18 protein-coding genes are annotated in these 25,641 nt (G+C 60.3%); 11 read left to right on the top strand and 7 right to left on the bottom strand.

The window, feature by feature from the left end:
- Positions 1 to 91 precede the first annotated feature (91 nt).
- Both DES53_RS21420 and DES53_RS21415 read left to right on the top strand, forming a co-directional pair.
- Complete coding sequence (locus tag DES53_RS21420) at positions 92 to 2,089, top strand: exo-alpha-sialidase (protein WP_113960359.1); 1,998 nt, start codon at positions 92 to 94, stop codon at positions 2,087 to 2,089.
- A 100-nt stretch (positions 2,090 to 2,189) separates the two neighbouring features.
- A complete protein-coding gene (locus DES53_RS21415) occupies positions 2,190 to 2,525 on the top strand; it encodes a low molecular weight protein tyrosine phosphatase family protein (protein WP_113960358.1) in 336 nt (111 codons plus the stop codon).
- Between the two features lie 351 nt (positions 2,526 to 2,876).
- On the opposite strand, the gene DES53_RS21410 is transcribed toward DES53_RS21415, so the two are convergent.
- The 7 genes from DES53_RS21410 to DES53_RS21380 form a co-directional block, all read right to left on the bottom strand.
- Positions 2,877 to 3,299, bottom strand: coding sequence for a cupin domain-containing protein (locus DES53_RS21410; RefSeq protein ID WP_113960357.1), 423 nt, complete (start codon positions 3,297 to 3,299; stop codon positions 2,877 to 2,879).
- A gap of 97 nt (positions 3,300 to 3,396) precedes the next feature.
- Positions 3,397 to 4,077, bottom strand: a complete 681-nt coding sequence (gene biuH / locus DES53_RS21405) for a biuret amidohydrolase (RefSeq protein WP_113960356.1) — start codon at positions 4,075 to 4,077, stop codon at positions 3,397 to 3,399.
- 164 nt (positions 4,078 to 4,241) lie between these two features.
- On the bottom strand, positions 4,242 to 5,834 hold the full coding sequence (locus DES53_RS21400) for a regulator (protein ID WP_211325633.1): 1,593 nt from the start codon (positions 5,832 to 5,834) through the stop codon (positions 4,242 to 4,244).
- An 85-nt stretch (positions 5,835 to 5,919) separates the two neighbouring features.
- Positions 5,920 to 6,594 carry a cysteine hydrolase family protein gene (locus DES53_RS21395; RefSeq protein WP_113960355.1) on the bottom strand — a complete coding sequence of 225 codons (675 nt, stop codon included), beginning with the start codon at positions 6,592 to 6,594 and terminating at the stop codon, positions 5,920 to 5,922.
- 65 nt (positions 6,595 to 6,659) lie between these two features.
- Positions 6,660 to 7,604: a hypothetical protein gene (locus tag DES53_RS21390; protein ID WP_113960354.1), complete on the bottom strand. Its 945-nt coding sequence runs from the start codon at positions 7,602 to 7,604 to the stop codon at positions 6,660 to 6,662.
- Positions 7,605 to 7,879: 275 nt separating this feature from the next.
- Positions 7,880 to 9,379, bottom strand: a complete 1,500-nt coding sequence (locus DES53_RS21385) for a sigma-54-dependent transcriptional regulator (protein WP_113960353.1) — start codon at positions 9,377 to 9,379, stop codon at positions 7,880 to 7,882.
- Positions 9,380 to 9,384: 5 nt separating this feature from the next.
- Entirely contained in the window at positions 9,385 to 11,853 is a 2,469-nt protein-coding gene (locus tag DES53_RS21380; RefSeq protein WP_170157283.1) for a CHASE domain-containing protein, read from the bottom strand.
- Between the two features lie 173 nt (positions 11,854 to 12,026).
- On the opposite strand from DES53_RS21380, the gene DES53_RS21375 reads away from it, so the two are divergent.
- The 9 genes from DES53_RS21375 to DES53_RS21335 all read left to right on the top strand — a co-directional run bounded on the left by DES53_RS21375 (position 12,027) and on the right by DES53_RS21335 (position 25,587).
- Positions 12,027 to 13,310 carry a sialidase family protein gene (locus DES53_RS21375; protein ID WP_170157282.1) on the top strand — a complete coding sequence of 428 codons (1,284 nt, stop codon included), beginning with the start codon at positions 12,027 to 12,029 and terminating at the stop codon, positions 13,308 to 13,310.
- A 15-nt stretch (positions 13,311 to 13,325) separates the two neighbouring features.
- On the top strand, positions 13,326 to 14,552 hold the full coding sequence (locus DES53_RS21370) for a sialidase family protein (protein ID WP_113960350.1): 1,227 nt from the start codon (positions 13,326 to 13,328) through the stop codon (positions 14,550 to 14,552).
- Between the two features lie 48 nt (positions 14,553 to 14,600).
- The gene (locus DES53_RS21365) at positions 14,601 to 15,359 is read left to right on the top strand and encodes an RraA family protein (protein ID WP_113960349.1); all 759 of its coding nucleotides are present in this window, start codon (positions 14,601 to 14,603) and stop codon (positions 15,357 to 15,359) included.
- 55 nt (positions 15,360 to 15,414) lie between these two features.
- The gene (locus tag DES53_RS21360) at positions 15,415 to 16,641 is read left to right on the top strand and encodes a sialidase family protein (RefSeq protein WP_113960348.1); all 1,227 of its coding nucleotides are present in this window, start codon (positions 15,415 to 15,417) and stop codon (positions 16,639 to 16,641) included.
- Between the two features lie 30 nt (positions 16,642 to 16,671).
- Positions 16,672 to 17,844, top strand: coding sequence for a sialidase family protein (locus DES53_RS21355; RefSeq protein WP_113960347.1), 1,173 nt, complete (start codon positions 16,672 to 16,674; stop codon positions 17,842 to 17,844).
- A 120-nt stretch (positions 17,845 to 17,964) separates the two neighbouring features.
- Complete coding sequence (locus tag DES53_RS21350; RefSeq protein WP_113960346.1) at positions 17,965 to 22,029, top strand: sialate O-acetylesterase; 4,065 nt, start codon at positions 17,965 to 17,967, stop codon at positions 22,027 to 22,029.
- A 197-nt stretch (positions 22,030 to 22,226) separates the two neighbouring features.
- The gene (locus DES53_RS21345) at positions 22,227 to 23,015 is read left to right on the top strand and encodes a LamG domain-containing protein (protein WP_113960345.1); all 789 of its coding nucleotides are present in this window, start codon (positions 22,227 to 22,229) and stop codon (positions 23,013 to 23,015) included.
- 26 nt (positions 23,016 to 23,041) lie between these two features.
- Positions 23,042 to 24,052 (top strand): polysaccharide deacetylase family protein, encoded by a 1,011-nt coding sequence (locus tag DES53_RS21340; protein WP_113960344.1) that lies wholly within the window; start codon positions 23,042 to 23,044, stop codon positions 24,050 to 24,052.
- A 5-nt stretch (positions 24,053 to 24,057) separates the two neighbouring features.
- Positions 24,058 to 25,587, top strand: a complete 1,530-nt coding sequence (locus DES53_RS21335) for a glycoside hydrolase family protein (RefSeq protein WP_113960343.1) — start codon at positions 24,058 to 24,060, stop codon at positions 25,585 to 25,587.
- The last annotated feature ends 54 nt before the right edge of the window (positions 25,588 to 25,641 follow it).

Genomic DNA, 25,641 nt, shown 5'->3' with positions numbered 1-25,641 from the left:
ATGACGTGACGGAAGGCACTGGTCACCGGAAATCTCCAGTGAAGCTCGTGAGAAGGGCGCGTTGAATAGTCAACGCGCCCTTCTTTTCGTTATGAAACCCTTCCGGCATGCCTTCACCGCCCTCGCCCTGATTGCGACGGCCCTCGTCTTTCCCGCACACTCCCGCGCCGCCGAACCCCTGCTGGAGAAGCAGGACCTCTTCGAAGCTGGCCAGGGTGGCTATGCACTCTACCGCATCCCCGGCATGGTGGTCACCAGCAAGGGCACCGTGCTGGCCTACTGTGAAGCCCGCAAGGACGCGAAGGGTGACTGGGGTCCCATCGATGTGCTCATGCGCCGCAGCACGGATGGTGGCAAGACCTTCAGCCCACCCAAGGCCATTGTGGAAGTGAAGGGCGAGCTGCCTGTGAATCCTCTCGCCATTGCGCAGAATCTGGACAAGTCCGGCGACAACACGGTGAACAACGCCGTGGCCTTCGTAGACCACAAGACTCGCGCCGTGCATTTCCTCTACTGCCTGGAGTACATGCGCTGCTTCTACATGCGCAGTGACGATGATGGCGTGACCTGGACGGATCCGGTAGACATCACGAAGACGTTTGAGGACTTCCGTCCGGACTACGACTGGAAGATCCTCGCCACGGGACCAGCACATGGCATCCAGCTCAAGACTGGCCGCCTTGTGGTGCCGGTGTGGCTTTCCCTCGGCACGGGTGGACATGCGCATCGCCCCTCGGTCACGTCCACCATCTACAGTGATGACCACGGCAAGACCTGGCATCGCGGTGACATCGCCGTGCCAAACACGGAGGAATGGATCTTCCCCAATGAAACCGTCATCGTAGAACTGGCGAACGGCATGGTGATGCTCAATGTGCGCTCCGAGTCGAAGAAGCACCGCCGCATCGTGGTAGTCAGCAAGGACGGTGCAACCAAGTGGTCCAAGCCCCGCTATGATGAAGCATTGTTGGAACCCATCTGCATGGGCAGCATCGTGCGCTACACCGCCAAGCCCACCAGCGACAAGAATCGCATCCTCTTCGCGAACCCACACAATCTCGACCGTCTCGATGGAAAGGACCTCGAAGGGAAGTCACGCGACCGGCGCAATCTCTCCGTCAAGCTCAGCTATGACGAAGGCAAGACATGGGCCGTGAGCAAGTCGCTGGAGCCTGGCTACGGCGCGTACAGCGACCTCGCCGTGCTGCCGGATGGCACCGCCCTCTGTCTCTACGAGCGCGGCCGCGCCTCTGATGAAGAGCTGAAAAAGTCCACCAGCTACGCCTACCTCACGCTGGCACGATTCAATCTCGAATGGCTCACGGATGGGAAAGATACACTTGTTTCATCCCTCGATGGCAAGAGCCACTACGGTGCGAAGCGTGAAGACTTCAAGCTGGAGGACTTCGAAGCCTTCGTGATTCATCCCACCAATCCTGCGGCAAATGGTGCAAAACCCTGGGTATGGTATGCACCATCGATTGGGAATCATCCCAGCTCCGGAAACACCTGGCTGCTGAAGCAGCTGCTCGACAAGGGCTTCTACGTCGTTGGCGCGTACGTCGGCGAGACCTATGCAAACCCCAAGAGCCGCCAGCAGTTCGATGCACTGTACAAGCACGTGACGGAGAAGTATGGCCTCGCGCCCAAAGCCTGCCTGCTGGCGCAGAGCCGCGGTGGATTGAATCAGTACAACTTCACCGCAAATCATCCGGACCGTGTGCAGTGCATCGCCGGCATCTTCCCCGTGGGTGATCTCGCCAGCTACCCCAGCCTGAAGCGTGCCGCTCCTGCCTATGGCGTGACCCCTGATGAGTTGGAGAAGCAACTCGTCCAGCACAATCCCATCGACCGCCTGGAACCCATCGCGAAGGCGAAGATTCCGATTCTGCACGTCCATGGTGATGCCGACAAGGTCGTGCCGCTGGAGAAGAACAGCGCCGTCATTGCAGAGCGCTACAAAGCACTCGGAGGCGAGATGGAGCTCATTGTTGTCCCCGGCAAAGGTCACCAGAATGATCCGGCCTTCTTTGAGTCCGAACCCATCCTGAAATTTCTTTTGAAGCAAGGACTGGGAACTGCGGAATAGTGGTGGCAGGGCTGGGGCTGCACGCTCAGGTCCCGCCTAGCTTCACATGCCTTCCCAAGAATCACGCCCACACCCATCAAAGCCCTCCGCTGCGGAGGCTATGGGCCGCCCTGTCCGCTTCCTGTTCATCTGCAGCCGGAACCAGTGGCGCAGCCCCACGGCGGAAGCGCTTTTCAGAAATCATCCCCACGTCGTCGCGCGCTCCGCGGGCACGAGTCCGAATGCTGTGCATCATGTGAATGCCCTGGACTTGAAATGGGCGGATGTCATCTTCGTGATGGAACCCAAGCACAAGCAGCGGGTCGTTGCGGAGTTTCCAGAAGCGACACGCTACAAGGAAATGCACGTGCTGGACATCCCGGATGACTATCAGCGCGATGATCCGGAGTTGGTGCGATTGCTCACGGAGTGCCTGGCACCGTATCTGGAGAAGTGAGGCCCGATGAGGCTCCAGCTATTTTGAGACACCTCAACCCGTTGCTGTAGCGCTTTGCGTCTTGGAGTGCGGTGGCAAGCGCTAAGGCGCGACACCGCTTTGAGCGAAGGGATTTCATGTTGCGTGCTTTGCTTGCCCAATAGAAATCCACAATGCTGGAGTCACTATGGTTAGCAGACTTGTGGAGGATCGACTGCGCGACGTCACTCCGCTGAAAGCGGTGTCGCGGCCTCAAGGGAGGCCTGTGCCACCGCTCTCCAAGACGCAAAGCGCGGACTATGTCATCAGCGAGATTCCACTCACCACGATAGTGATCGCGATGGCGGCAAAACCAGACCATACACCCCCACCCTACTCTTCTTCACTCCTCGCACCCGCATTTCCCGCCTTTTCACCCAGGAACTTCACCGGCTTCTCATAGATGGCGAGCACGATGCACCCCGCCTCACTCACCACGCTGTGATGCGTGCCAGGTGGATGGATGCGCAGGGTCCCCGCATGAATGGTGCCACTCTGGTCGCGCTGGCTCCCTGCGAGTACAAAGATGTGCTCCCAGCCATCATGATAGTGCGTGGGCACGCGGCCCTCCCGGCGGAAGCGTATCAGCGCCGCCGTAGGTCCGGTGATGCCGTCGCCGTACAGGCGCACGATATCCACCCCATCACGGAAGTACTGCCAGGGCAGATTTTCCTCGTGTTGGACGATGTTGAAGAGGTCCTTCAGCTCAATGAGCGGAAAGGCCGGGGGCGTGGGGGTCGGGTCAGGGGCAGTCACAATGCGGCGGTAGCATAAGAAAACCGCATCGCGTGGCGAGCGAAAGTTTCATCCATGAATATCAATACAGGGGTTGAATCCACACTCATAGGTCTAATCACGTGGTGATGGCCTTGATGAATGCTGTCGAGTCACTGACGGCGCCGAAGACACCGCCCTGCATCTTGATCATCTTGAGCGCCGAGGTGTAGTTCCCCACATCTGTGGCTCCCGTGCAATCCGCCAGCAGCAAGCACTCATAGCCCCGGTCATTCGCCTCGCGCATGGTCGTGTGCACGCACACGTCCGTAGTGATGCCCGCGAGCACGATGTTGCGAATGCCCTTGCGGCGCAGCAGCATGTCCAAATCTGTGGCGTAAAAGGAGCCCTTGCCCGGTTTGTCGATGATGGCCTCACCCGGCAGTGGTGCGAGTTCCGGAATGATATCCCAGCCTGGCTCACCACGGGTGAGGATGCGACCACAAGGCCCCGCGTCACCTATGCCAGCGCCAATGCGCTGACTGCGCCATCGCTTGTTCTCCGGCAAATCTGAGAGATCCGGGCGATGCCCTTCACGCGTGTGCATCACGTGGTAGCCCTTCGCGCGCGCCGCGGCGAAGACTTTTTGGATGGGCTCGATGGGCGCCCGGGTGAGCGTGATATCATAGCCCATCTTGTCCACATAACCTCCCTGCCCGCAGAAATCCGTCTGCATGTCGATGACAAGGAAGGCAGTATTCTCAGGACGGAGATCACCGTCATAGGGCCAGGGATACGGATCAGATTCGACGAAAGCCATACTTGAGATGGAAAAGAGAAAGCAATTGATGTTCCAAGAGGACATGAAATGGCGATCCGGCAGTTTCCCACCGGATCGCCCGTTTTTTCACACCAGACCAGGCACAACGAAGAAAGGAGTAATGAGCAGAAGAGGGTGATCGTGTGGAGCAGGAGCGGGCTTCATCAGGCAGCGTCCGGCAGGGCGCCGTGTTCCTCCTCCGGCTCCTCCACAGGCTTCGGGGCTACCACGGCGAACTTCGCGCAACCGACAAGGACCACCGTTACCATGAGATAGGCCACCGTGACCACGGGTGACTGGGCCACACCAATGTGCTCACCATGCATCAGGCCAAAGAAGGTGAGCACCGCACCCGTGCCCGCGAAGGCGGCGGCATTCCAGAACTTCCGGTCGATGATGAACACCGCGATGGCCGCAAGAATGACCCCACTGAGAATCGCACCACCTCCCAGAATCTCCAGGCCGTGATAAAGCACGCCCACCTGGCCCATCTTGTCGAAACCCACGGCGGCAGCATTCGTACCGGCAGCGCCAAGGGAGTTGTCGATGAGCACCTTCGCCCACGCCGCAAGGTGAGGGAACAGCGCAAGCACAACGGCCGGCGCATGCGACTTGGGCGTTTCCTGGAAGGCCTGTGCACCAATCAACATGCCGATGTAGAGCAGAATCGGTGAGATCGCCACCAGCGGAATCAATGAAGACATCAGCGAGACAATTCCAAAGATGCATAACACCAGTACTGCAATGCCCGTGGCAGCAGAGTAGCCTATGCGCCCGCCCATCGACTTCCAACCGGGGTGGCCAATGTATACGGCATTGATGAAGGGATTGCCCAGGCAGCAGCCGATGAGGCTGATGACACCATCGGCCGTGAGCACCCGAGTGGTGGGAAACTCATCACCTGCCACCGCCGCGCTCTCCACATTATCCAGGGCCTCCACGAGGTCGTAAATACCGAAGGGGATGGCCGTGACCAGAATCACACCCAGGAACTCAAACCCGGAGAAGATGTGGTCAAAGGCCGGAATCGGAACCGAGAAACCAAAGCCGGTGAACGATTGCCCGAGCTTCTCCAAGGTCATGCCACCGTAGTTCAAGCCGAAGAGATTGGAGCCCCAGGCCATGAGTGTGCCCACACCAATGGCGATGAGACCCGCGGGAATACCCCGGAAGTAGCGCACACCACCAAACCAGCTCAGTAGGATGATGGCGAAGCAGGTGATGCCAATCACCGGTGTCATGAACATTTCGAGTGCGGGCCGCATGGAAATGAAGCTGATGGAAACACCCGCCAGCGTACCGAGCAGCGCGGCACGAGGGGTGATTTTGCGGATGATGGGCGCCGCAAATCCCCCCAGCATGAGGACGAAGCTCTGGATGAATACCCAGGTAAGACCTGCCTCCCACCCCTTGATGGGATCTCCCGTCTTGAGTGTGATGGGCAGCATGATGACAAAGGTCACCACAAACATGTGCGGCACGCTGGTCCCGGAAGGCAGGGCGCACACATCAGTACGACCGGTCTTCTTCGCAAGCTTGTAGGCCAGCCATGCATAGTAGACGGTGCTGAGACAGAGCATGACGCCGCATGCTGGCAGGATGCGGCCAAAGACCACATCCCCTGGCATCTTCACCACATACAAGAGAAGTCCTGTGAGGGTCAGAAGATTTACCAGGATGTTGGTCCCAAATCCAAAGAAGGCGTTCCAATCGCCCGGGACCCAGATTTTTGGCTTGAGGGTGGCTGAAGTGCTCATGGTGGTAGCAGTTGCATTGATGCTTGATGATGCGTGCTGATATGAAGTGATGTGATGATGATGATGGTGACGGAAATGATGCCCCCTAGGCATGGCCCACGGCCGCTATGATCTCTCCAGAGGTCGTGACCCAGCCGAAGATGCCGCCCTGGGCCTTGATCATGTTGAGCCCCATCTCCTGAAAGATGGGGAAGTAGGAGCCCACGCAGTCCTCCGGCACGAGGCACTCGTAGCCACGGTCATTGGCCTCACGCACGGTGGTATTCACACACACCTCCGTGGTGACACCCGTGACCACGAGCTGCTGGATGCCTCGATTCTGCAAGATGGCCTGGAGATCCGTGGCGAAGAACGCGCCCTTGCCCGGCTTGTCGATCACCGGCTCATCCGGGAGTGGATAGAGCTCGGGAATGATGTCATGCCCAGCCTCGCCACGGATGAGGATGCGGCCCATGGGGCCTTCATCACCGATGGTCTTTTCGCTCTTTCCGCGCACCTTCTTGGCAGGCGGCAGATCGCTGAGGTCGGGACGATGGCCTTCACGTGTGTGCATGACCTGGAGTCCCGCAGCGCGCCACGCATCAAGCAGCCTTTTGTTCGGCTCAATGGTGCGACGGAGTTGCGAGACATCGTTGCCCAGCATCTCACCGAATCCACCCGGCTCCAGGAAGTCCCGCTGCATGTCGATGATCAGCAGGGCACACTTGTCCGGTTTGAATTCGAAGGGATAAGGTTCGGCAGCAATGTTCGCGGTGTCCATAGCAGGGGTCTCCAGTCAGTCAGTGGGTTTGGGCAGTTCTGCGGCTCATGGAGCAACCTCCGCGCCTAGAAGAAGATGGAAATGCCGCCGTGGAACTGGACGAGGTCATCGCGATGCTCGTTTGCGGTCAGCACCGAGTTGCCATCCAGCAGGCCCTGATTGTCCAGGTGGTAGTACTTCACGCCGGCATAGAGGGTCCAGAAGCCCATGTCCTTCGGGATGAAGGTGAGCGGGATGCTGGCCTTCACCCCCGTGCAGAAGACCGCGAGCCCATCGCCACCGGGACTGCCGTCGAACTGCTGGTAGAAGTCGTCATCCACCAGGTTGATGAAGGTGGGAAACTCAAACTTCACCGGACCCGCCTTGAAGCCGGGATTGATACCAATGGTGAAGTAGAAGGACTCGTCTGAGGTAGAAGGGTCGAAGACGACCGTGGCCTTGTCTTCGAGTTCCTGCCAGTACGCGACCCAGGGATTCAGCGCAAAGCCGCCGCCCCAGAGTTTGGAGTCATCATAGGAAAGCTTCACCTCCAGGTGCTGCGAGGTGGGATAGGAATCCACCATGCTCTTGAAGGCCGTGTAGTTCACATCGAGCTTCACGCCTCCATCGAACTTGAAGCCAAGTCCCGCGATGGGGTCGAACTCATTCCAGTGCCCGGGATCGGCGCCCGATTCATTCGTATGGAAGGAACTCCACACCCCGGTGGTCAGGGTGATGTCCTGCAGGAAGGCATCCGGCTCGGAGTAGAGCGTCCAGAAGACGAGGAAGAGCGGCTGGAAGATGACACCTTCGTTCTCCACATTCAGACCACGAGGCGTGATGTAATGATCGGAGATGTCGACTTGCAGCAACGCGTGGATCCAAGGCTCAGCAGGTTTCATTTCGACCGGAGCCACGGCCTTGGTGCTGGGTGTGCCAGCGAAGAGCTGTGGAGTACCTGAGGCCAGAGCGCCAGCCATCGCCAAAGCAGCGAGACTGCGGGAGAGACACTTCTTGGGGAGTAGATTCATGGGTGTTGATGGAGCTTGTGTGGGAGTGTTCGGTGTCGGCGCGTGCGAGGATTTGCACAGGCGATGCCAAGTGACGCAGTGAGTCGTTTTTCACTGGCATCGAGACACTTACGCACACAACCACCTAACAAAGGTGACCATGGGAAGTGTTGCAGATGTTGCGTGGTGCAACACGGTGTGGCGTTGCAGAGGCGACTGCCTTCAAAGTAGCTTCGACTTCAGTCGAATGAGCGGCGTCGCAGACCGTACGGCTAAAGCCGTAGCTACTTTCTTAATCACGCATTCGGAAACTTTCGGTAAATCCGGCTCCGATTCACCTTCAGCAGCCTTGCCGCTTCGGCGACATTGCCACCGGTGTGCTCCAGCGCGCGCTGAATGAGCACATGCTCGGCAGATTCGAGATCAAAAGGAATGTCCTCCAACGCCGTCGATGGCGTTCCAGAACTCATTTCCCCACGAACACCGCCACCAGAGTACGCGCGGACATCCATTTCAATCTCCGCTCCCCTCTCCTGAAACAACTGCAGGTGCTCCTTCTGCACCGGTCCACCCGCACTGAGGATGAGTGCGCGCTCCATCACATTCTTCATCTCACGCACGTTCCCGGGAAACGGATAACTCTGCAGGGTACGCAGTGCCTCCGCGGTGATGCCTGGCACTGGCACGCCCATTTCATCGGAAAACATCTGCAGGAAATGCTTCGCTAGCAGAGGCAGATCTTCGGGGCGCTCACGCAACGGTGGCGTCTGCACAGCGTAGCGCGCGAGCCGGAAGTAGAGATCCTGGCGGAAGTCCCCACTCGCAATTTTCCCCGGCAGGTTCGCATTCGTGGCGCTGATCACACGCACATCCACGCGCCGTGGTTGGTTTGCACCCACGGGCGTCACCTCGCCATCCTCCAGCACGCGCAGCAGCTTCGCTTGCAGCGTCGCAGGCATGTCACCGATTTCATCCAAAAAGAGCGTGCCACCATCTGCCAGCTCGAAGTAGCCCTTCCGATCTGAAGTTGCGCCCGTGAAGGAACCCTTCATGTGGCCAAAGAAGAGTGACTCCGCGAGCTCCGCTGGTACCGCTACGCAGTTCACCGGAATGAACGCACCCGACGCACGCGGGCTGTGATGGTGGATGGCACGCGCCACGAGTTCCTTGCCCGTACCGCTCTCACCGGTGACCAGCACGCTCGTTTTGCCGAAGTGCTGCAAGCGCTCGATGTCCTGGATGATCCGCTTCAGATGCGGGCTCTCACCAACAAAGCCCGCCAGCCCCCAGCGCTGTGCTTCACGCGACATCAATGTTGAGAGCCGCTGATCCGCACGCTCCCTCGCGCGCTCCGCTTCACTCCGGCGGCGCATCTCCTCCTCCAGGGCGGCATTGCGCTCCTGCAGCTCACGCGTGAGCAGGCTGATCTTCAGATGCGTGGCCACTCGCGTCACCACCTCCTCCGCCTGATACGGCTTGCCAATGTAGTCCACGGCGCCCACGCGGAAGCCATTCAGCACACTCTCCGTCTCCTGCCGGCTGGTGATGAAGATGACTGGGATGTGCGCTGTCTCCGGCTCACGCTTCAGCATGCGGCACACGGAGAAGCCATCGTGCCCGGGCATCATCACGTCCAGCAGGATGAGGTCCGGCAGGGCTCGTGCAGCAAGCTGCAGCGCATCCTTGCCATGGGAGGCCGTGAGCACCTCGTGCCCCTGCGGCTCCAGCACGCTGGCCAGCAGGGAGAGGCTGGCTGGTGTATCATCTACTATCAGAATGCGTGCTTGGGGCTTCATCAGAATCAGGTGATGGGTATCTGGGCGACGAGTCGCTGGATGGACTTCATGTCATAGCTCGCGAGGAAGCCACGCAGGTGCTGCGCGAGGCGTTCGCCCGCAGGTCCCAGCTTCTCCACTTCACCCAGGCAGCTCTTCAACACGGTGGCGCTGTGCAGTTCCGCCGCCACCGCGAGACGGCTGGCAAGATCCTCGGGCAGAGCAACCTGCCGGAGGTCAATCGTATCCCCAGATTCATCCGGCGCGACGCGCTCCTTATAGATGAACCGGACGGAAGGCAGGTGCAGCAGGCACGCATAGATGCGCTCCGCACGAAACGGCTTGGCCACAAAGTCATCGCAACCAGCCTTGAGGTACTGCTCCTTCTCATGCGAGAGCGCGGAAGCGGACGTGGCCACAACTTTCACGCCCGTCTCGCCGAACTCCTCTGCGATGCGCCGTGTGGCCTCCACGCCATCCAGCTCTGGCATGCGCATGTCCATGAAGACAATCTGCGGTCGGGATACCCTCACCGCTTCCAGAGCCTGGCGACCATTCTCCGCCAGCACCACCTCACAGCCAATCTGCGTGAGCATGGTGGAGAGCACCTGACGATTCTCCGCAATGTCATCCACCACCAGCGCACGCACGCGGCAGCCGTCTGCCAGTCCCTTCACCTCGCGAAGCACGGGCGGCGTATGGCCACGGACGACCACCGCAGGCGGCAGCTCCACAGACACGGCGAAACACGAACCCACCTCCAGCTCGGAGCGCACCTCCAGCTTCCCCTTCATGATCTCCACCTGACGCCGTGCGATGGCCAACCCCAACCCTGTACCTCCCCTGCCCCGTGCTGCCGGCCCCTGTTGGAAAGGCTCGAAAATCTGCGTCTGCACAGCGGGCTCAATGCCCATGCCTGTGTCCTCCACTTCAAAGCGCCAGTGACCTTCTTCTCCCTGCAGCACACGCAGAGTCACGCGGCCCCGCGCGGTGAACTTCACCGCATTCGCCAGAAGATTGATCAGCACCTGACGCAGCTTGCCTTCATCTCCATGCACCCAGACAGGCTGCTCCAGAGCCGCGGCCTCCATGCGCAGGCCGAGCTTCTTCTCTTCGCAAGGGTGATGAAACATCGCCTCCAATTCGCGAACGAGCACCGTGAGATCGAAGTCCACCGGCTCCAGTTCCATGCGCCCGGCATCGATCTTCGAGAGGTCCAGAATCTCATTGATGATGTGCAGGAGATGATCACCGCTGCTCAAGATGGTGGTCACAGCATCCCGATGAAACGGATGCAGCCCTGGATCGCGGGCGAGAATCTGTGAGTAGCCAATGATGGCATTCATCGGCGTGCGAATCTCGTGGCTCATGTTGGCAATGAACTCGGACTTCGCGCGGTTGGCAGACTCAGCGGCCGCCTCCGCCTGCTTTCGCACATGCACCTCGGATTCCAGCGATTCATGGGAACGCCGGAGCTCCGAGGCACGCCGCGCACTGCTCCACAGGTAGCCCGTGAGCAGCAGGGTGATGAGCATGGTGCTGCAAGGCGCAAGCCACAGCAGCGTGTCCGAAGCCGGCGCAATGAAGCCTTCGATGGGTTCGAAACTCAACGTCCAGTGCCGTCCCGCGACCTCTACGGACGATTGCCACGAGGGACGATTCGGCAGCCTCTCACCCACCTGCCGGTAGAGCAGCGAGCCATCCGCCTGATCACGCACGGAGAGTGCGACACCATTCTCCCCCACGGTACGCAGGGAAAGACTCACCAGGTCTCCGATGCGGAAGACTGCGGTGGCAAAACCTCGCAACGCCCCTCGACGAGCCTCTTGGGTCCCTGGTGGCGGTCTCACGGAATACACCGGCAGGAAGACAATGAACCCCTTCTGCGAGCCAGGCTCCTGCGCCAGGCGGATGGGCACGGTGGCACAAGGCAGAGCTGTATCCCGCGCGCGCTCCAGGGCCTCGCGACGTTTTGGTTCCGCGCCCACATCGAAGCCGAGAGCCGCCACATTCCGTTGCAGGCTCTCCAGATAGTACACGGGAAAGTACTCCTCGCGTATCGCCGCTGGCACGATGACACCTTCCTCATGAGACTTCTCCTCCGTGAAGCCAAAGGTGGGGAATCCCTCTGCACGCGCGCGGTTCTCCCATGCGGTGCGCTCACTCCCGGGCACACGCGGGTCCCACGCCAGGGCCTGCAGCTCCGGCTGCCTCGAAAGGGCGCGATCCACAAAAACGCGAAACTCCGCGCGTGTAGCATCAGGATTCGCATCGAAGAAGGCAGCGATGGCGTGCAGTACCTCCATGGAGCGGAGGACTTGCCCTTGAATCACCTCCGCACGATCCTGCGCCAGCTTCCGCACCTCTTCCACCCACACGTGATCCTGCCCACGACGGAGCACCCCCGCCAGCACCGTGGACAGCAGTGTCCCCAGCACCAGGGCCAGCATGGCAGGTGCCTTGGCAGGCGAGCTTCGAGTTGATGTGGAGAGCATGAGGGCGCGACGCGCTTCCATGAGAAACAGCACCCATCATGCCAAAGGTCCCCCGGCTGGGCAGGTTTGACGCCCGGCGAGGTCCGATGGAGTCACTGGTGAGCAACCTTCACCAGTTAGTTCCAGGTGTGCGCACCGTTCCCTGTCACACGTTCACGCTTCCTCATCCCGGCATGTTTTCCCTCGGTCAGCTCCATCGCTCCATCCTTCACGCCGCCACCTTCGGCGCACTCGTGTTGGCGTCTTCCATGACCCATGCCGCGGAACCACTGTTTCAGACCGTTGGCCTCTTCCCGGTCACGCCGGACAACAAGCCGAACTACCGCATCCCCGCCATCCTTCAGGCGCAGAACGGAGACATCCTCGTCTTCGCCGAGAAACGTAACGATGGCCCCGGCGACATCGGGAATCACGACATCGTCCTGAAGCGCAGCGGTGACAAAGGCACAACCTGGGGCGAGGAGCAGACGATCTTTGACGACGAGAAGCGCGTCTCCACGGACATCACCGTGGGCATGGACCGCAGCAATGGAAAGCTGTGGCTCTTCCTCCTGCGTGACAAGAAGCAGTTCATCCACTTCACCAGCACGGATCACGGCCGCACCTGGCAAGGACCTGTTTCCATCCATGAACAAGTGACGAAGCCGGAATGGGACACACTCAAAGGCAAGCCGGATGCCGAGGAGCCCACGAATCCCAAGGGCCGCATGGCGATGTGGGAGAAGGATTGGGATCAGCGCTATGGCTGCGGCCCGGGCAATGGCATGGTGCAGCTCAGCCAGGGACCCAAGGCAGGCAGGCTTGTCGTGTCAGCACGGCATCGTGAGGACATTGGCAAAGGACGCCTGCGCAGTTTCGCACATTCCTTTTACAGTGATGACCACGGGACCACGTGGAAGCTTGGTGGAAACATCGGCATGCACACCAGCGAATGCCAGCTCGTGGAGCTCGCCGATGGCACGCTCATGGTCATGTCCCGCAACGAGAGCAACACCGATGCCCCAGACAACATCCGCCACCTCACCGCGCTGAGCACCGATGGTGGCGAGACATGGACCACGCCGAAGCGCGCGGAGGAACTCATCTCCCCACGCTGCCACGGCCCCATCGAACGCCTCACCCTCGCGGAGAATCTCGGAAAGAATCGCCTGCTCTTCTCCAGTCCTGCCTCCCCCTTCCGACAAGCCGAGCACCCGTACGGACGCTACAATCTCACCGTGCGCCTCAGTTACGATGAAGGCGCCACGTGGACCGCAGGCAAGACCATCTGGCCGCACCCCTCCTCCTACTCAGACATGGTGGTTCTGGATGACATGACCATTGGCTACATCTACGAGCGTGGACCGAAGGGCAGCACGCACTACTGGGATGAACTGCACTTTGTACGCTTCAATCTTGAGTGGCTCACCGATGGGCGTGACACGCTCACAGGCGTTGCACCCGTCTCTACACCATAAACGCCGCGCTTTCGCATGCTTCGCACCCTTTCTCTTTCCACCCTGCTCCTCGCAGCCATCCACACGGCGTACGCCGGGGAGCCTGCCGCCTACCGCATCGAGCACCAGGTACTGCTCAGCGGGAAGCAGGGACTGCACTTCACGCAGTCCCGCACAGCCATCATTCCCGGCAATCCACCACAGGTTATTCTCACCACGCAGGAGACGGAACTCCATGGCGCGCATGGCTATCGCGACATGCTTCATGTGTTCAGTGCAGACCTCGGCCGCACCTGGAAACCTCCAGTGCATATCGAGAACCTTCGCCGCACCACATTGGCAGACGGGTATGACATCGTGATTGGCGACGTGTGCCCCCAGTGGCATGGGAAGATGGGTGTGGTGCTGGCCACGGGCAAGACATTCAACTTCCGCGACAGCAAGACCGAGGACCGCGCCCGTGAGCGGGTGTCCTACACCGTCTACGACCCGAAGACCCAGGCATGGAGCGGCTTGAATATCGTTCAGCTTCCTGAGAAGGATCATGAGGGCAAACCCATGCTGGAGGCAAATGCCGGATGCCATCAACGCTTCGACCTTGAGAATGGCGACATCCTGCTCCCCATCCGCTACCGCAAGGATCCGAAGACGCGGCAATACACCACCATCGTGGCGCGCTGTGCGTTCGATGGAAAGACGCTCACCTACAAGGAGCACGGCTCTGAACTCACCACTGTGGAGTCAGGCTCGCGCGGCCTGTACGAGCCCTCCGTGACTGGATTCGGTGGGCGGTACTTCGTCACCATGCGCTCGGACAAGTCCGCCTTCGTGGCTCGCAGCAAGGATGGCATCAACTACGAACCCATCGTCGAGTGGAAGTATGACGATGGCCAGGTGCTCGGCAGCTACAATACCCAGCAGCATTGGGTGACGCACAGCGATGCGCTCTATCTCGTCTATACCCGCCGCGGTGCGCACAACGACCACGTCTTCCGCCATCGCGCGCCCCTCTTCATCGCTCAAGTGGACCCGGAGAAGATGTGCGTCCTGCGCAACACGGAACAGGTGCTCATGCCCGAGACCGGTGTGGACCTTGGCAACTTCGGTGTGATGGATCTCAATCCCCAGGAGACGTGGGTGGTGACCTCCGAGGCCAGCTTCCCCAAGGAACGGCTCGATGAGCCCAATCGCATCCTCCTTGCGCGCATTCACTGGGCAAGGCCAAATCAGACTGCTGCCGCGCAGCTCGGTGCCGCGAAATAGCTTCCACGCATCGCTCCACCCCACCCCTCCCTTTTCATCACATCCTCCATGAGTTCCAACCGCCCCATCGCCCATTCCGACCTGCTTCAGCTCAAACGCTGGAACACCCCCACCATCTACAACGGCTGGGAACAGGTCACCAAGCGCAATGCCTCACGCGACGCCTTCAATCTCGAGGAAACACGCGACTTCATGCCGCAGATGGGCCCCATGGTCGGCTATGCCGTGACTGTCGTCATCCAACCCGGCGAGAAGAGTCATCGTGATGAAAACCCGAAGGGCTGGACCGAGTACCGTGAATACGTGGCCAGCATTCCTGGACCAAAGATCGTGGTCGTGCAGGATCTCGACAAGCCACACACCTACGGCGCCTTCTGGGGCGAGGTGAACAGCAACATGCACCGCGCCCTCGGCTGCGTGGGCACCATCACGGATGGAGCCATCCGCGACGTGGATGAAATGACCAACGCGGGATTCAAAGCCCTCGCCCGGCGCATGTGCGTAGGTCACGCCTATTCGCACCCCGTACGTTGGAACTGCGAAGTGGAGGTCTTTGGCCGCAAGGTATCGCCAGGAGACCTTATCCATGCAGACAAGCACGGTTTCCTCGTGGTGCCCGAGAATGAACAGGCGAATCTGCTGGAGGCCTCGCGCTTCATGGATGCCAACGAATGCCTGACCGTCATCCCGGCCGCACGCGATACCGCGGGCAAGAGCACGCGCGAGATTCTCGATGGACTCAATGCCGCCGCCGCGAAGTTCGGCGAGAACGTCAAAGGGAAGTTCCAGCGTCACGGTGAGTGGTGATCGCGCCACTCTTATCAACTCCATTTCCCTCACACCATCTTTGCTTCCTCATCGCATGAAACTCCTTACTTGCTGCACCCTCCTCTCCCTCGCACTTGCCTCCGTCGTACCCGCCCGAGCGGCAGAGCCCTTCCTTGAAAAGATCGACCTCTTCAAGGCCGGTGAAAACGGTTACAAGCTCCAGCACATCCCTGGCATCGTGGTCACCGCCAAAGGCACCGTACTCGCCTGGTGCGAAGCCCGCTTGAAGGGCGGCGACTGGGATCAAATCGATATCCTCCTGCGCCGCTCCACCGATGACGGCAAGACCTGGAGCGAGGCGAAGAAGATTGCGGACGTGCCTGGTCCGCACACGAAGAATCCCTTCTCCCTGGTAATGAAGAATGTGGATCCGAAGGATGTGACCTACAACAACCCCGTCCTTATTGCGGACAAGGACGGCACCGTGCACATGCTCTTCTGCATCGAGTACATGCGCTGCTTCTACCAGCAGAGCAAGGATGACGGCGTGACGTGGAGCACCCCCGTGGAGATCACGGCCACCCTTGAGAAGTTCAAGATGGACTACGACTGGAAGGTGCTCGCCACCGGTCCGAACCACAGCATTCAGACCAAATCCGGTCGCCTCGTGGTGCCCGTGTGGCTCTCCACCGGTACGGGTGGCAATGCCCACCGCCCTTCCGTGACCTCCACCATCTACAGTGACGACCTGGGCAAAACCTGGGTCGCCGGTGACATCGCCGTGCCCTGCACGGAGGAGTGGATCAACCCCAACGAGACCGTCGCCATCGAACTCGCGGACGGCAGCGTGATGCTGAATGTGCGCAGCGAATCCAAGGCGCATCGTCGCCTCACCACCATCAGCAAGGACGGCGCCACCGGCTGGAGCACGCCGAAGTTCGATGATGCCCTGCTCGAGCCCATCTGCATGGGCGGCATCGTGCGCTACTCCACGGAAGCCACCGGAGGCAAGAACCGCATCCTCTTCAGCAATCCCGACAACTTGAAGAAGGCCACTGGCAAGGGAGAACCCGGCAAGAACCGCGACCGCCGCAATGTCTCGGTCAAGCTCAGCTACGACGAAGGTAAGACTTGGACCGTGAACAAAGCCATCGAGCCCGAGTGGAGTGCCTACAGCGACATCGCCGTGACGAAGAGCGGCACCATCCTCTGCTTCTACGGTCGTGGGGAAAAAGCTGGCTTCGCTGGGGACAAGCTCACCGTGGCCCGCTTCAATCTGGAGTGGCTCACGGACGGCAAAGATGTGCCGCAGAAGAAGTAGTCACGCCACTCCCACTTACTCATCTTCCTCATGCGCTACGCTTTCCTTTCCTGTCTGCTTTCGCTTCAAGTCTTCGCCGCCATCCCCGTCATCGAAAAGACCGACATCTTTGTCGGTGGCGAGGGTGGTTCGGCGCTCTACCGCATCCCTGGCATCGTGGTCACCACGAAGGGCACCGTGCTCGCCTACTGCGAAGCTCGCCGTAAGGCGGGCTCGGACTGGGGAGAAATCGAAATTCACCTCCGCCGTAGCACTGACGGAGGCCAGACATGGGCTGCTCCCCAGCACATCGCACACAGTGGTGAGCGGATTGAGGGCAATCCCCACAAGCACGACGAAGAAGGGGCGAAGGAGCAAACGGTGAACAACCCTGTCGCCATTGTCGACCGCGACGGGAAGACCATTCACTTCCTCTACTGCATCAACTACGCGCGCTGCTTCTACATGCGCAGCACGGATGATGGCCTCTCCTTCTCCAAGCCGGTGGAGATCACCTCTGCCTTCGAAGCCTTCCGTCCGAAGTGCCCCTGGAATGTCCTCGCCACCGGCCCCGGTCATGGCATTCAGATCAAGAGCGGCCGTCTCGTGGTGCCCGTGTGGCTCGCCTACGGAAAGAAGCCCGGAGACCACGCGCCCTCCATGGCTGGCACCATCTACAGCGATGACGGCGGTACCACCTGGAAGGCGGGCGACATCCCCCTGCCCAACGAAGGCGAGCTCAAAAACCCCAACGAGACCTCTGTCGCGGAGCTCTCGGATGGCCGTGTCATGCTGAACTCGCGCAGCGTCTCCAAAGCCAGCCGCCGCCTCGTCACCACGAGCGCGGATGGCGCCACCGGCTGGAGCACTCCCATCTTCGATGATGCCTTGTGGGAACCCATCTGCATGGGTGGCATCGTGGCGCACCCCAAGAAGCCCGGCATGCTGATCTTCAGCAATCCCCACTCCCTCGAACTCAACGCAGAAGGCAAGCCCCTCCCCGGAGCTCGCGGCAAGCGGCGCAATCTCTCCATCAAGATCAGTTACGACGACGGCAAGACGTGGCCAATGAATCGCACGCTTGAAGATGGTCCCAGTGCCTATTCCGACCTCGCCGTGCTACCGAGTGGTTTCATCCTCTGCTTTTACGAACGCGATAAACGGCTGACGGTAGCATGCTTCCCTCCGGCTTGGGTGACAGGCAATCCCCGCGAAGCTCCCTGACCCCATCCCGGCTCAACGCTATTTGCTGAGAGATCCACCGGATCGAGTTCGTCTTTCGCCAACGCCTTTCTGCACTGCTTACGGGTCCTCTATCGTTCTGCCGCCACACCTCTCCTCGCCATGAAACGTCGTTCCCTCTTCCTCGCTGCCTTGCTGGCCGCGTGCGCCACCACGGACGCCCGGGCCAATGTGAAGCTGAACTCACTCTTCTCCGACCACGCGGTCCTCCAGTCAGGCGTGCCCGTGCCCGTCTGGGGAAAGGCGGACCCCGGAGAGGAAGTCACCGTCACCATCGCCGGCCAGTCCGCCACGGCGAAGGCAGACGAGGCAGGCAAGTGGAAGGTCACACTCGAGAAGCTTTCCGCCACCAAGGATCCGCAAACGCTCATCGCGAAGGGCAAGAACACGATCACCGTGAAGGACATCCTCGTGGGTGAGACCTGGCTCTGCTCCGGCCAGTCCAACATGGGCATGCGTGTGAGCGGTGCGCTGAATTTCGAAGATGAGAAGAAGAACGCGAACCTGCCGCAAATCCGCATGTACATCGAGCCCTCCCAGGGCTCAGCCACCCCGCAGGAGGAGGGCCGCGGCGCATGGTATGTGTGTTCGCCTGAGACTGTCGGCACCTTCTCCGCCACGGCTTACTTCTTCGGTCGTGAGCTGCATCAGAAACTCAACATTCCAGTGGGCCTCATCAATTCCTCCGTGGGAGGCACCCGCATCGAGGCATGGATCAGCGCGGAGGCGCAGCAAAAGGAACCGGCGCTGAAGGAATTCATCACCCAGAATGACGCCACACGCACCGCCTTTGATGCTGCGGCAGAGAAGACCAGGTTCGATGCCGAGATGGCCCGCTTCAATGAAGGAGTGAAGCGCGCCAAAGCCGAAGGCAAACCCCTTCCCACCCGCAAGCCACGCGATCCCGTCGCCAGCCATGAACGCGCCACAGTGCTGGGGAATCTCTTCAACGGAAAGATTGCGCCACTCGTCCCCTACGCCATTCGCGGTGTCATCTGGTATCAGGGTGAAAGCAACGCCAGCCCGCAGCTCGCGCGCTTCTACAAGACTCAACTCCCCCTCCTCATCAAAGACTGGCGCACGCGATGGAATCAGCCGGATCTCCCCTTCGGCTTTGTGCAGCTTCCCAATATCCAGCGTTCCCCCTCCTGGGTCGACGTCCGCGAGGCCCAGGACAAGACGCTCAAAAACGTACCTCACACCGGCATGGCCGTGACCATTGATGTGGGTGAAGTACGCGATGTGCATCCGCACAACAAGCAGGCCGTGGGCAAGCGACTCGCCGCCTGGGCCCTTAGTGATGTGTACAAGGTGAAGGATGTCGTCCCCTCCGGCCCACGCCTCGCCGGCCATGAAGTGAAGGATGCCAAGGTGACCCTCACCTTCACTCACACAGAAGGCGGATTGAAAGCGAAGGCTGGCCAATTGGAGAGCTTTCAAATCGCCGGAGCGGATCGCAAATGGCACACCGCTGATGCTGCCCTCGTGAAAAACACCGTGGAGCTTTCCAGCCCTGAAGTCACCCAACCCGTCGCGGTGCGTTATGCGTGGACAGACAATCCCAACACCTCGCTCTACAATGGTGCCGGCCTGCCCGCTGCGCCCTTCCGCACGGATGATTGGAAGCAGGAGCTGTCACTCCCCGCGATCTTCTCTGATCACATGGTTCTGCAGGCCGAGGCTATCATCCCCGTGTGGGGCTGGGCCGTACCGTATGAAGATGTCACCGCGACCTTCAATGGTGTCTCCAAAACCATTAAGGCAGACGTGAGCGGCAAGTGGATGATTCGCCTCGGCAAGTTCAAGGCCTCCGCCAAACCTTCCGAATTCGTGGTGAAGACCGCGACGAAGGCGATCACCCTCAAGGACGTGCTCGTGGGCGAAGTATGGCTCGCTTCCGGCCAGTCCAACATGGCTTACATGTTCTCCCGCGGACAGTATCCCGAAGAAGAACGCCAGGCCGCCGCACTTCCCGAGCTGCGTATGTTCACCGTAAAGCAGAACTCCCAACGCGCGCTGCAGGCCGATTGCGAGGGCTCGTGGGTCGTGGCATCGCCCGATGCCGTGGGTGCCTTCTCCGCCGTGGCCTACTTCTTTGGTCGCGAACTGCACCTCGCCCTGAAGCAACCGGTGGGCATGATCAATTCCTCCTGGGGCGGCACCGACATCGCCGCCTGGACCAGCGAGGACGCCCAGGCGAAAGTGCCCGCACTCAAAGCCAAACTCAACCAGTGGGCCACGGATGAACTCATCTATGACGCCGATGCCGTCTACGCCCGATGGCTGAAGGCGGACGAAGCGTGGAAGGTCAAGGTAAAGGACGCCAAGCTGACCGCCGTGAAGCCGCCCGCTCGTCCCAAGCTGAACAAGCAGCCCGAGCGTGACCAGAATCATCCTGCGAATCTGTACAACGGCATGATCGCCCCGCTGCTGCCCTATGCCATCAAGGGAGCCATCTGGTATCAGGGCGAGCACAACTGCTCCGGCCTGGAGAAAGCCACGCTGTACAAGACCCAGCTCCCACTGCTCGTGAATGACTGGCGCGCCCGCTTCGGCATTCCCGAGATGCCATTCGCCTGGGTGCAGCTCCCGAACTTCGAGCATGTGGGCTACCGTCCGCTTGTACGTGAAGCCATGCTGGAAAGCCTGAAGGTGAAGAACACCGGCATGGCCATCACCGTGGACATCGGCGAAGCCAAAGACAACCATCCACGCAATAAACAGGGCGTGGGCCAGCGCCTCTCCTACTGGGCGCTCGGCACCGTCTACAAGAAGGACGTTCCCGCCACCTCCGGTCCACTGTTCCAAGGCGGAGAAGTCCAGAATGGAAAGATGGTCATCACCTTCGACCACACCAACGGCGGTCTCGCGGCCAAGGATGGTCCGCTGAAGGGCTTCCTCATCGCGGGAAAGGACAAGGTATGGAAACCCGCCACCGCGGTCATTGAGGGCGACAAGGTAATCGCATCCAGTCCTGATACACCATCCCCCGTCGCCGTGCGTTACGCCTGGGAAGCCAGCCCCGTATGCAATCTCTACAACGGCGCCGGTCTTCCCGCCTCCCCCTTCCGCACCGACACCTGGCCACTGGAGGACATCTTCGCTCCCAAGCCGCCCGCCGCCGTGGACCTTTCCAAGGACACCGCGCGTCAGGTCGTCATCGCCCAGGGCACCGCTGAGGAATATCAAGGCCACCCCACCACCGTGCTCCTGCCCGATGGCAAGACCATGTACTGCGTGTGGACCTACAAGCACGGGGGCAATTGCGGTCCGCTGAAGCGCAGTGACGACGGTGGCAATACCTGGAGCGACCTCCTCCCGGTGCCCGAAAGCTGGAAGACCTTGAAGAACTGTCCCTCCATCTACCGTCTCACGGATCCGAAAGGCAAGGCACGCCTCTTTGTCTTCGCCGGTCAGGGTCCCGATGGCACGATGCATCAGTCCGTTTCGGAGGACGACGGCAAGACGTGGTCTCCCATGGTCTCCAACAAGCTCGTGTGCGTCATGCCTTTCTGCACCATTATTCCCGTCGAAGGTGGGAAGAAGCTGATTGGCCTCACCAACATCCGCCGTCCCGGCGAGACAAAGGACACGAAGTCAAATATCCTGACCCAGAGCATTTCCGAAGACGGCGGCTTCACCTGGAGCCCCTGGAGGATCATTCTCGACATGGGTGATCTGAAGCCTTGCGAGCCCTACCTCGTACGCTCTCCGGACGGGAAGCAACTCCTCTGCCTCATTCGCGAGAACAAGGAGCGCGTGGCGCTTTCCATGGTGAGCAACAACGAAGGTAAAACATGGTCTCCTGCGAAGCCGCTTCCTGCGGGGCTGCACGGCGATCGTCACATGGCGCACTACGCAGAGGATGGCAGACTCGTCGTATGCTTCCGCGACACCGGCCTCAAGAGCTCCACCAAGACTCACTTCGTCGCCTGGGTCGGCAAGTATGAGGACATCATCTCCGGTCGTGATGGCCAGTATCGTCTGAAGCTGCTCCACAGCTACAAGGGCGGCGACTGCGGCTATCCCGGACTTGAGTTACTGCCGGACGGCACCTTCGTGGCCACCACTTACATCAAGTACCGTGAAGGCCCCGAGCAAAACTCCGTCGTAAGCGTACGCTTCAACCTGCAGGAGACGGACAAGCTCGCCAAAGAACGCCGATAGGACCGCCTCGCAATTTTGGAGCCCCCATCTCATCCCTTCTCAGTCTCCGAAGTTTCCTCTGCGTCTCTGTGTCTCTGTGTTGAAGCCAATGCAGCCCGCCACACCCAGCACCCTCCCCGTGGCATGCCAGCCCACAGCCCCCAGTCCGGCGTTCCCGTTCGACATTCCGCATCCGTCATTCAGACTTGGCGCACACCATGCGACTCCCACCTCTCCTCCTCCCCCTCCTCTGCCTCGCACTCGGCTTTGCCACTGCGAATGCCGAGGACCTGCTGCCCACCCTCATGACCACACGAGGAAAACTCCTCGTGCAGCAGGACTTTGAGAAGCCCCTGCCGCCCTTCGATGGCAAGTCGAACGGCTTCGCCAGTGGCTTCAAGGCCTGGCGCTACAACTCCGCCGCACGCGGCGGTCACTGGGACGTGGTGAATGGCACCTTCGTAGGAAAGGAGAATCCCGCCGTGCAACACCCCGCTACCGCCTCCTACGGCTTCGACTTTAAGGACGTCGTCATACAATGCGAAGTGCAGATGCATGATGTCCCCATGGAGGGCCGCCCCAAGCGCCATGTGCAGGTGCGCACCACCGATACCAAGGACTACATCTGCAGCGTGGGCATCGATGAAAAGGGCTTCAACATCCGCAAGGATGACAACGACCACGGTGGTCCCGACAAGGCCGTGCCACTCGGACTCACTCTCACGCCCATGGCCCTCGGCGAATGGCACACCGTGCTCTTCGAGATCCTCGGCGACGAAATGACCCTCACCGTGGATGGCAAGACGATGACCGGCCAGCACCCCCTCATCACCTCGGCGAAGTGCAGCGTCATGTTCGTGGCCGGCGTGGAGAGCGCCGTACGCAATTTCAAGGTGTGGGAAGCCACGCCCAATTCCGACTGGGCCAAGAACAAGGCGACCATCCTAGCCAGCATGAAGGCCAGCAAGGCCCTGCCCGCAGCTCCCGCGACGAAGCCTAAGAGTTGAGTTCTCTCAAACGTCTTTCGCACACCATGCGCCTCTTCCTTGCCTCCGCCCTCACCCTCCTCCTCGTCTGCGCGACCGCCTCCGCACAGTCACCTGGCGAGACCCGCATCGCCAAATGGAAGGATGATCGCACTGCGGTCTTCCTCCTGATGTTTGACGACAGCTGGCCGAGCCACTGGCAGGTGGCCGCTCCGGAACTGGTGAAGCGCGGCCTCACCGCCACCTTCTACATCTGCCCCGCCAAGGGCGAGTACAAGCACTCCATCGAAAAATGGGAAAAGGAACTGTGGAAGAAGGGGATGGTCTACGGCGTGCACACCATGACGCACGGCGGCATCAAGGACGCCGCGCATGGCGAGTATGAGATCGGCGAGAACGCCAGCTACATCCGCACCATCGTCCCGCACACGAAGGACAAGCTCGTCTCCTACGCCAGACCAGGAACGAAACCCGGCACCTGGAACATCACGAATGAAGAAGAGGCCGCACTGCTGAAGAAACATCAGCTCATCGACCGCCCTCCCTTCAAGGATCACGGCGCCGTCTACCATCTCAAGACCACTGAGGAGATGATCGCCCTCGCGGACAAGGCCATCGCCGCCAAGGACATGGAGTACCTCGTGGTGCATGGCGTGGAGCGTGTGGGTCCCGTAGTGAAGTACCAGGACTTCTGGCCGCTCGCCCAGGCAGTCTTCTTCCCATTGCTGGACGGCTTGAAGGAACGCTCCGACAAAGGCGCACTCTGGGTCACAGACCACATCTCCTATCACCAGTATCTCACAGAGCGCGAAAGCGCTGAGGTGAAGATCGTAGAAGCAACGGACAAATCCATCCGCCTCCAGTTGACCTCCAAAGCGGACCCCAAGCTCTACGATCAACCACTCACCCTACTGACCCACGTGCCCACGACATGGAAGAAGTGCAGAATCACGCAGGGCACGCAGAAGACCACCGTCAGCGTGAGCAACGGCACTGCACGCTACGATGCGCTTCCTGGCGGCTCGGACATCGTGCTTCAGGAAGACTCCACCCCATAACGCCCATGCGTCCTCTCCTCTCCCTCAGCATCGCATGCTGCCTGCCGCTCCTCATCAGCACAGGCGCCTTCGCAGAGGAGAGGAGCATCACCCTGGGAGAGCTACCGCTTCTCTTCGCGGACGACGGTGGTATCGCGACGAAGAGCGGCGTTACCCGCACCATTCATCCCGCGAAGCAATCAAGCTCTCCTGTACTCCAGGCAGACAAACCTTGGGAGGGCGACCGTGTTTACATCCACGGTTCCGTCTATCCGGATGATGCCACCGGCGGCTACCGCATGTGGTACCTCACGCGGCAGGAGGCCATTCCGGACATCAAGAACATTGCCGTCCCCGGCTTCCGTAGGAATCGCTATGATGTGACCCTGTACGCCACCTCACGCGATGGCCTCACGTGGGAGAAGCCATCACTCGGGCTGCACGCCTTCGCAGGCTCGAAGGAAAACAACATTGTCTTCGACCTGCACAGCCCCAGCGTGCTGCTGGATCAGCACGAGACTGACCCAGCCAAGCGCTGGAAGATGCTCGGCTACTTCGGAGGTGACTACTACGCCGCCGTCTCGCCCGATGGCCTGAAGTGGAAGAGCCATCCTGATAAGAAGCCCATTTTCCCCGAGGGAGATAACATCAGCCTCGCGCAGGATCCCATCACGGGTGAATACCTTGCCTACCATCGCCTGCACGCCACTCTTCGAGGCACCTCACGTCGCACCGTGTGGCTCTCCCGCAGCAAGGACTTCGCCACATGGAGCAAGGCAGAGCTCACCTTCGCCCCGGATGAAATCGATGATGCCTGGGTCACCGAACCCAAGCAACGCACCGAGGTGAATAACATGTCCGTGCTCACGCACGCCGCAGGCTACCTCGGTTTTCCCACCATCTTCCGCGTCACCGCTCCCGACCGGAAGAACCTCTCGCCCGAGGGCAAGCCCATCCCCTTCCCCAAAGGTCAAAGCCCCACGGACGGCTACATCGATGTGCAACTCATCACCAGTGCCGATGGACTCCACTGGCAGCGCACTGAGCCACGCATTGCCATCATCGCCCGTGGCAAGCCTGGCACCTTCGACGCCGGCACCATCCTCGGCGTCTCCAGCACCGCTGTGCATGTCGGAGATGAGACATGGATGTACTACACCGGCCTCACCACTTCTCACGGAGGAGCTCTTCCGGAGAAGCGCAATTCCATCGGTCGCGCCGTGTGGCGGAGGCACGGCTTTGCCTCACTCGATGCAGGAGAGCAAACAGGCACCGTGCAGACCATTCCCCTCCGCCACGCTTCACCGCACCTCATCATCAATGCTTCCACCTCCAACGATGGTCTCGTCCGCATCGCAGTGCTGGAGAAACACGGCGCGCCCATTCCGGGCCTCTCCCTCGACGAAAGCAACGAACTTCGTGCAGACGCCACCCAATGGAAAGCCTCGTGGAAATCAGGCACCGCCATTCCTACCGACCGTCCCGTACGCATCCTGGTGGAACTGAAGAACGCCCGGCTCTACAGCCTGTATGCCCAAGCCGCCACCGAGCCTTGATGAGAATGGGAGTGTCTGGTCAAATGGGACGTCCAAAAAGCCACCTCACGGACT

The sequence above is a fragment of the Roseimicrobium gellanilyticum genome (genome assembly GCF_003315205.1).
GTDB lineage: Bacteria > Verrucomicrobiota > Verrucomicrobiia > Verrucomicrobiales > Verrucomicrobiaceae > Roseimicrobium > Roseimicrobium gellanilyticum.
Note: the sequence above shows the minus strand (reverse complement) of the source record. Positions and strands in the feature narration are given on the sequence as shown.